This is a genomic window from Streptomyces sp. NPDC007095, from assembly GCF_040634475.1.
Taxonomy (GTDB): domain Bacteria; phylum Actinomycetota; class Actinomycetes; order Streptomycetales; family Streptomycetaceae; genus Streptomyces.
Map to the genome: position 1 here is coordinate 1 of NZ_JBEYFS010000549.1, position 1,008 is coordinate 1,008.

Here is a 1,008-nt window from a genome sequence, read left to right on the forward strand (position 1 = left end):
CCCTGCCCCTGCCCCTGCCCCTGCCCCTGGGAGCCGCCTCCCCCCTCCCCGCCCTGCGAGGACGAGGCCGGTGCCTGCTGCGGTCCGGACTCCTCGGTCGGGAAGCGCGGCGGGACCACACCCAGGTCCCGCGACCCCGAAAGGTCAGGAGCCTTGGGCACAACCGGCGCCTTGATGGCCCCCGCGCCGTCCTCGCCCCGAGCACCACCCTTCCAATTCTGCCTGGCCTGGGGAATATGGCCGATCGCTCCACCGAACGCACCCGCGATGAACCCCAGCCCAGGCTTCCCGTCGATCCCGTACGCCGCATCCGTGGCCGCCATACCCGCAGCACCACTCGCCCCACCGACGAGTATCTTGCCGATCAACGTCGACATGAACCCCGGAGCAAGCGCACCCGCCGAAAGAAAAGCCGCACCCATGATCGCGCCATTGATCGCCGCCGCGCCCCACGCCATCTCCGACAGGTTCAGGTCCCAGTCCTTGCGATGACCATCAGCCATCTGACTCAGCTGAATCCCCGCATCGAACAGCGCCGCCATCGCCACATTGATCCCGACAACCGCCAACAGCCGCCGCATAATCATCATCACCGCGGCACGGCCCGCCGCCACAATCGCCGCCACACCCTCCGGAGCCCACCACGCCAAAAACGCGATCTGGGCGGCCATCCACGCCAACGTCACCAAAAGCATCTTCTTGGAATACTGAACCTGCAACGCCATGTGGTTGCACGAATCCGCCAACTGGTCCGCCGCCACGGCCACATCCGGCAGAGACTTCAGCATCTTGTCCAGGTACGCCTCGAACGCATCCGCCGTCGCACCCGAAATCCCCGACTTGACCTGCGCCGCAACCGGACCGAGCTCCTGCACCACCGCACGGACCTCAGACGCGAACTCCCGATGCGCAGTCTCCAGATCCCACAGATCACCCTCCATCGCCTCCGGCCACTCACCACCGGCCAGCGCGGAAACCCACTCCAAACCATGAGGCAGGACGATGCTC

Annotated in this window: 1 protein-coding gene; it reads right to left on the reverse strand. The window is 66.6% G+C overall.

From position 1 onward, the window contains the following. The coding region (locus ABZ656_RS58135; RefSeq protein ID WP_360280914.1) for a hypothetical protein at positions 1 to 1,008 on the reverse strand (1,008 nt) is incomplete at both ends.